General features: G+C 48.7%; 7 protein-coding genes and 1 riboswitch. Of the genes, 6 read left to right on the top strand and 1 reads right to left on the bottom strand.

From position 1 onward, the window contains the following. Positions 1-108 precede the first annotated feature (108 nt). The 5 genes from L2082_RS17615 (at position 109) to L2082_RS17595 (ending at position 5,631) form a co-directional block, all read left to right on the top strand. Positions 109-618, top strand: coding sequence for a hypothetical protein (locus L2082_RS17615; RefSeq protein ID WP_446010256.1), 510 nt, complete (start codon positions 109-111; stop codon positions 616-618). Positions 619-1,254: 636 nt separating this feature from the next. Next, the gene (locus L2082_RS17610; protein WP_446010255.1) at positions 1,255-2,328 is read left to right on the top strand and encodes a hypothetical protein; all 1,074 of its coding nucleotides are present in this window, start codon (positions 1,255-1,257) and stop codon (positions 2,326-2,328) included. Between the two features lie 147 nt (positions 2,329-2,475). Beyond that, positions 2,476-2,907, top strand: a complete 432-nt coding sequence (locus L2082_RS17605; protein WP_446010254.1) for a hypothetical protein — start codon at positions 2,476-2,478, stop codon at positions 2,905-2,907. Between the two features lie 20 nt (positions 2,908-2,927). Next, on the top strand, positions 2,928-3,764 hold the full coding sequence (locus tag L2082_RS17600) for a hypothetical protein (RefSeq protein ID WP_446010253.1): 837 nt from the start codon (positions 2,928-2,930) through the stop codon (positions 3,762-3,764). A gap of 1 nt (position 3,765) precedes the next feature. Next, complete coding sequence (locus L2082_RS17595) at positions 3,766-5,631, top strand: SPASM domain-containing protein (protein WP_446010252.1); 1,866 nt, start codon at positions 3,766-3,768, stop codon at positions 5,629-5,631. Positions 5,632-5,740: 109 nt separating this feature from the next. Here the strand turns inward: L2082_RS17595 and L2082_RS17590 are convergent, their stop codons facing one another. After that, complete coding sequence (locus tag L2082_RS17590) at positions 5,741-6,007, bottom strand: hypothetical protein (protein WP_446010251.1); 267 nt, start codon at positions 6,005-6,007, stop codon at positions 5,741-5,743. Positions 6,008-6,039: 32 nt separating this feature from the next. Further along, positions 6,040-6,118: riboswitch (cyclic di-GMP riboswitch) on the bottom strand. A 491-nt stretch (positions 6,119-6,609) separates the two neighbouring features. Between L2082_RS17590 and L2082_RS17585 the strand changes: the two genes are divergently transcribed. Next, positions 6,610-7,056, top strand: a complete 447-nt coding sequence (locus tag L2082_RS17585) for a hypothetical protein (RefSeq protein ID WP_446012044.1) — start codon at positions 6,610-6,612, stop codon at positions 7,054-7,056.

Genomic DNA, 7,056 nt, shown 5'->3' with positions numbered 1-7,056 from the left:
GTTGTCAAGGCAAGGGGTTAAACAACAGAGTATGCTTAAAATGTCCATTTTGTTCTCCTGAATGATTTATCGTTTACACAATAATAATCATCCAGAAGAGATTGACAATTGATTGGCGAAGGTATTGCTATATGCAAAAAAGAAATTTCAAGAAATGCTGAGAGCTGTCCTTATTGCGGAGAGCCTTTAAAGGAGGAGCAACCAAAGCAAGAAAACAAGAATAAGGTTGATCGCAACTCGCTAAAGGGATGCTCAGGGTGTTTAGTGCTGGTCTTTGGCGGCTTTGTTGTGATGGTTATCTTTTCAATGTTTACAGCTAATTCACCGACAAGCAAAAATAGCAAACCCTCTCGATCCATAAGCAATACAACTACAGAGAGAGTCTCCAATAGTGCTTGGGACGGTTCCGTCTATCAAGTAAAGGCATACCTTAAAAGAAACCTCAAAGACCCGGATTCATTCGAGGCAATTGAATGGAGTTCGGTTGCGAAGACAGACAATGGCTATATGGTGCGATGTAAATACCGAGCCAAAAACTCTTATGGTGGGTATAATATTGAGCACCAAATATTCATATTGAACAAGAAAGGCAATGTAATTTCCGTTCTCCAAAATTAAAGTTTTACGAGAACACTCACTCAACCCCTCCCCCCATCCCCTTATCTCCCCCGCGACCATACAGGTAAGTCCCGGACACATACATAGGTAAGTCTCTCAGTACCATATAGGTAAGTCCCGGAGACATACCTGGATGATACCCGCCCCCAAACGAGTATAGTACAAGCTGCTCACCCCCTGTTCCGAAAATACCTCCACCACCTGCCCAACTTCTCCTCAATAACACATTCAACCCAATCTCACACGCCCGTGTGACTTCATCTCACAAGCACGTATGAGATAATCTCGATAGTGCTTATGAGATAAAGTCAATAACGTTTGTGAGATTCTAAACTGCCTAGTTAGGAAGGAGAGAGATAACTACTTATGAGCCTCCTTCCTAACTAGGCATCTTCCTCCCTCATACGTAGGTACTTCTCTCGCTCCATCGTGCGCAGAAAATCATCCCGAACGCAGGCCCCACCGCAACACCGTACCGGGACCGCCCCGCCTTTTTCCCTCAACCCCCTGCCCGATCGTCATAAAATTACATAATTCAATATATTTTCTTGACAAACAGGGATATGCCTCCTATTCTGGAACATCCACATTGATTGTCCGGTTGTATCAATACCTTAAACCCAAGAGGAGAAGAGTATGGCTACTGCGCAATATCGACCCGAACCCAACTACCTGACCACCCCCGGTTCTTATCAACTCCGCTTTGTTCCTCATGATGTGGCAGGCTATGACGAGCTGGCGGCCCGTTTAGCAGCAAAGCATCCGGGCTGGCCTGCGGATGAGATCAAAACCCTGCTTCAGGATGCCAATGAGGAAATCAAAGATATGCTCATCAACGGCACTCAGGTTACTCTGGAGGACGCCTTTTCCTATCGCCTATCCTTTCATGCCCGCCTGGATGCCCCGGATGATCCGCTCCCGCCTATGGACGAACTTCTGCGGGTCAAGGTTTCGCCCTCCCGTCCTTTTGTCCGGGCTGTTCAGCAGAACGCCCATCTGGAGCGGTTGCCTCCGAAAAAAAAAGCCCCGGTCATGCTGTCTGCCGAAGACACCACCCTGGAGCTGAACGATGTGCTCAACCCCGACGGTGTGCTCCACCTCAACGGGACCAACCTCCTCTTTGACCGCAAAGACCCGGACTGCGGCTGTCTCATCGAAGGAACCCGCAGCGGCGAAACCGCTCAGACCCAATTCGCTTCCGTCTCCAACACCGAGGTGCTGGTGGTTCCGCACATCCCGGCCCAGGATGATCCGTGGAATAATGAGTACATCCTCTCCCTGAGCACCCGCTACACCGAAAACGGCTCCATACGTACCGGCACCTACGGGCGCAGGCTGCGCTCGCCCCTGGACCTGAGCGGCTTCAGCGCCAACAACCCGCAGGAAGTCGGCATCCTGACCGGCAATGCCCCGGCCCCGTATGTGGTCGCCACCTCCGCCGAGATGACAGCGGATGAACAGATCCGCATCCAGGCCATCTTTGACCTGACCGATAATCGCCTCACCCTGAGCCTACAGGCAATGGAAAAACGCGGCACCGCAGGCGATGAGGTCAGTGTGTCCGGCAACGGCACCTACACCCTGCCCGGCTTCAGCGGTTCTGCTGTGACCAGCCTCACCGTCCGAGTGGATAACTATGATGAGCTTATTTCCCTGATCCGCAGCAACTATAACGGCAGGATAGTGGATATTCTGGATATGGAGATGTAAAACAGGGCGTTGAAAATATGGGAGTTGAAGATTGCTATACTTTTTTCAACTCCTGCTCTGATTACTTTCACATGAAGTTCTATCGGACAAAAAGGAGAATGAAGTCTTTCACCCCTCATAACATTCCCAGCGCAGGAGGAGCGCATCATGATAGATTTGGAAATGGAATCGTCCTCAGCGATCAAAGACAAAGAGGCGATGAAAAAGAAGTTGAACAGCTATTTACAACAGACCGGCATCAAGGATATAACAGAAGCCCAAGAGATCATTACCGCCCACCTCATCTCTAACGACCTGCGATATCCTTATGTGCTCTTCCGCAATAATACCCTTTATCTCTTTACCCTTGATGGCATGAGCGGGGCTGAAACGCTACCTGGGGAAAATGGCACAGACTATCTCCGCTTTGACGGCAAACGGATAACCCGGCTTGACCCGCTCTATTACCTTGGCCCAGAGGGAGAAAAGGGCAGCGGCGCAACTACAGAATGGGAGTTCGGCTTCAGCAGTAACAATAACAACAACAATAACAACAACAATAATAATAACGGGAATAATAACAATAACAACAACGGATAACTAAATCGGAGACTATTGCTATGGCCGAGAATATATTCATAAGCATACTTCTTCTGCTTTTCACAGCAGGTATTCAACATATCAGCTTGCTGTTTCATGCCGTTCCTGTTGCTGAACGCGGGGTTCCGTATTTATTCTTCTCGTATATCCTGCCTGTGCTGTTCCTGTTCATAGCTTTCTGTCAATGGCGCAAAATTGAGGCATTCAAGAGAAGGGCCTGGATGGCAGAAAATCCGGCACCGTTCAGTCCTGACCTGATTGACTGCTATGTCCTTTTTAACGGCAGGATAGCAGAGGAACAAACACACCGCCTGCCATTGAGCGACGGTGAATGCGCTTACTATAGTGCGCTAATGATCGTTGAATGGCAGGTCAAGAAAAAGAAACCGGACAAGGGGTGGGAAACCCTGCGCAAGCCGTTAGTGCGTGAGCAGTCTTCCGAGGAAGTGGAACTTGTTGACAAGAACCACCGGGTATATATAGACGTTGCAGAGTTCACCGAGCTTTGCAACGGTCTGCATACCAAAGAAAAGACGCAGACGCAATGCCCGCCACGGGTGAAGGTTCGGGATAATTTCAAGTACAAAAAATATCAGCTCACAGAGCATTTCATACTCCATAACGAGTATGTTACCGTCCAAGGCAGGCTTGCCCGCAATCGGGATGGCCGCCTTTTCATCAGGCCGACCCGTCGTCTGGAATTCCCCACCCTCCTCTCTGTCCAGACAAAAACCAGCCAATTCATAACATACACCGCGAACAAGGCCCGTAATGACGCTTGGAATAGGAGAATACGAGTAGCCGTTCTGCTCCTCAATGTGGGACTCCTGCTCTATTTCTGGTGGTTCGCAGCTTGAGATGACAGACAATATAATAAAAACAGATCAGCAAGCCAATCAGCCTCCAAGCCCGTTCAGCAAGGCTATCCACCTGCTCTATGTGCCGACCACGTTCTGCAACATGCGTTGCCGGTACTGTTATTTGGGCGATCTGACCGCTGCTGCCAAGCCGGACCCGGACAAGGTGCTCGGCACCTTGAACACCGCCCTGGAGCAGCTGCTGGCGCATGGTTACCTGCCCTTTAACCTCTCCTTTCATGGCGGCGAGGTCACTACCCTTTCCTCAGAGCTGCTTGATGGCTTATTCAGCATTGCTGCCCGCCATTATGCACATTATGGCGAGAAGATTAAGGCCCAGAGTTTCCGGGTCAGTCCGCCCCATATCAAAACCAACCTCTTTGATTTTCAGCGACATTGGGATGTCTTTGTTAAACACCGGGTTTCAATCAGCGGCAGCGTGGATCTCCCCCTTCGCCTGCATGAGCAGTTCCGCCGGGACAGGCAAGGCCGTAGTACCTTGAACCAGATCCGAAAGAACCTCAAGCTCCTGGCTGCCTATCCCCATAATAAGAAAATCTCCTGTGTGGTCACCCGAGCTCACTTAGAGGCGGTTGAGGACTTCATTGCCGAGATCAAGTATCTCCATGACGAGATCGGCCTGGACATGAGCCGCTTCAACGTCATGTTCGGTTTTGACTCAGCTGAAAACAAAAACAAGTTCCAGCAACTTCAGCAACAAGACCAAGGTGCAGCCATGCTCACAGATGCGGAACAGGTTCGCTTCTATCAGGCAGTGAAAAAGGCTTTTGTTGGTACCTCCCTGGAAAACCCCTTGCGCACCGAGTGGTTCAAGGAGTTTACCCCGGAGTTTTGCTGTTCCTCAATCAACTGCGGGGGCAAGTTCTTTCTACTCCAGTTTGATGGCGAGGTCTTTTCCTGCCCTCGTGGCCAGTCTTCCCCGGCCTATCGTTACGGCAATATCTTCACGGACGGCGTGGAGGCGGTGATTAATAACGGCTGGAACATGATGGAGCGCAATGAAAACCTCCTCGACATTGACGATGACTGCGCCTGCTGCCCGTGGCTAGCGCACTGCAACCTTGGCTGCACCTTTGTCCGCCAGGAGACCGGGCTCAGAAAAAGCTACACCTGCCTGCTCCAGAAGCAACTCTATCAGGATGCACCAGACCGCTGGCCTCCTCTGCCTCCTGAAAAAATCGCCGCTTATGCGCAACGCCTTTTCCTGAATAATAATCTGAAGAAACTGCAACGCCCCCTGCAAAGCCCTTATACGAAGAAGGAACGTGTCATCAGTCCAGAACTCTTTGATGACACCAATACCTTAAACGAGATTATCCGCCGTGATACAAAACTCCAGGCCCTGTACAGCGACGAGCTTTTTTTTCTTAGGATAAACGGGGTGGAATACCGCCTGCGCTCGGCAATCCTGAAAAATGAAATGGATATTGAGGTGCTGGACAAGAGCAGTACGATCCTGCTCGGAGTACGTGAGGATGTGTTCAGCCTTGCCTGCAACGATGAAATCAATAACTATGTTCATCTGATGCTCTTGCGAGACACTGCCGTGGTCTATGGGGACGAGCAGCGCAGCAAACAGGAACATATCTTTGACTATTCATTCTACAGAAACGCTTTCTTTACTGCTGCTCGGCAGGAAGGGAACTATGCCCTGTTAGATATTTCCCAGTTACTGATCAGTCATGCCCAGTTTTACCTGGAGGGAGTGCGCAACAACTTGTTTATCACCACCAAGACATTGCGGGAATATCATTACAGCAAGCATCGCAAAAACGCCTTTTATCATATTCAGGCGATCAACCTGCCTTTTCAAAATATTGAGTTCTACTGGCACGAGAATAACTGACATGGTGAAGACGGAAAATGCAGGGAGGTGGGAAAGAGGGAAGCGTGAACTGACCGGGTATCAGCCTTGCAAGCGAGACCCGATCAGTTCTTCAAACTCTGTCAGCTGGTTATGCTGACGGAAGAGTTCTCTTGCCTCCTGATAAGCGATTGCGGAGAAACCCTTCTGCTGTCAGCCCCGCATCAACGGCCAATATGTAGGAGAAAAGGGTATAATCAACAAGCAGGCCGGGCGAGAAACGGGTCTTGCGACGGACTGCCGAGTTGTTCATCTCTTTTCTGAAGCGGTTCTTTTTACGGGTGACCGTAATTGAAGACGGTGCAAATGATTTGCCGTTACGATTGGAAAATGTAGCTGAATGGAATAAAGTTTTCATAACATACCTCCGGATATAGGTTTATAGGTAAAGCAGGCAACCCGGCTGTCTCCTCCCTGGAGATCCGTGGCTTTCCGACACCGCCTCGCAACGGTTGTGGCTTTATCAACTTTCCGTTTCACCCGGAAAGCAGGGCACCCGCTTAGTTGAACTAAGGTTTGCCGTTGTTATGATGCATACAGAACAGGTCAAGCTTGTTCTGTTTTGCCGCCTGAGAAAAAGGCGACAGAGAACTGAAGCAGTGTTTTCCTCAATATTGATGAGATACGATGAACATCACCTCTGCCCGACAGAGAAAAACCCTTGGGGCTCAGATAGTTACTCACTGCTTTAGTGTGAAAGACATACTACATTGTACTATTTTCTCTGTCAACAAGAAAAAAACGTTGTATCAGAAAAAATATTCTTTATATTAGTACGATACATAGAAAGAGTTATCATTCTTATCTCTACAGAAAGCAGTGTCTGTTTTTACCGATATAATTTCAAACGGTTATGTATTTCCAGTTGCCTCTAGAGGCAGATTTGGTATATGCTATCTGGTGGACAGAAGAAAATAAGCATAGGCTCACTATCTATTCATTTCAAAAGGAGATCATACCATGAGAGCTATTCTACACCACAGATGTATATTCACAGCCATTCTGACCTTGGCAGGACTCCTCTGGGTTCAGGTGCAGGCGAACGAACAGCCAGGAAACGCAACAGAACAGGTTTCCCCTGCAACTACTCTCCATGGGTACCATGAATTTGATTATAAGTTTGAAGATCGACCGGACCCCTTTCTCCCTTTTTTAGGTGACAAGAGTAAAAGACCTGAAGGAGAGAAAATTATTGTTGATCCGAAAGAAGTTTTGACCGGACTACGAAAGTTTGAAGCAGGACAGTTAAAGCTTGGTAACCGTTCACCCCCCTCATTCCACACAAAAAAAGATTGGACAAAAAAAGAAGATCACGATAGTTTAAGGGTCACAACGTTTTTTACGAGATCTATCCACGTTCTGAGTTCGCATGCACCTATCCAGAGAAGAGTTGCGAAAAATAGATAA

It is taken from the genome of Candidatus Electrothrix sp., from assembly GCF_052785085.1.
Note: the sequence above shows the minus strand (reverse complement) of the source record. Positions and strands in the feature narration are given on the sequence as shown.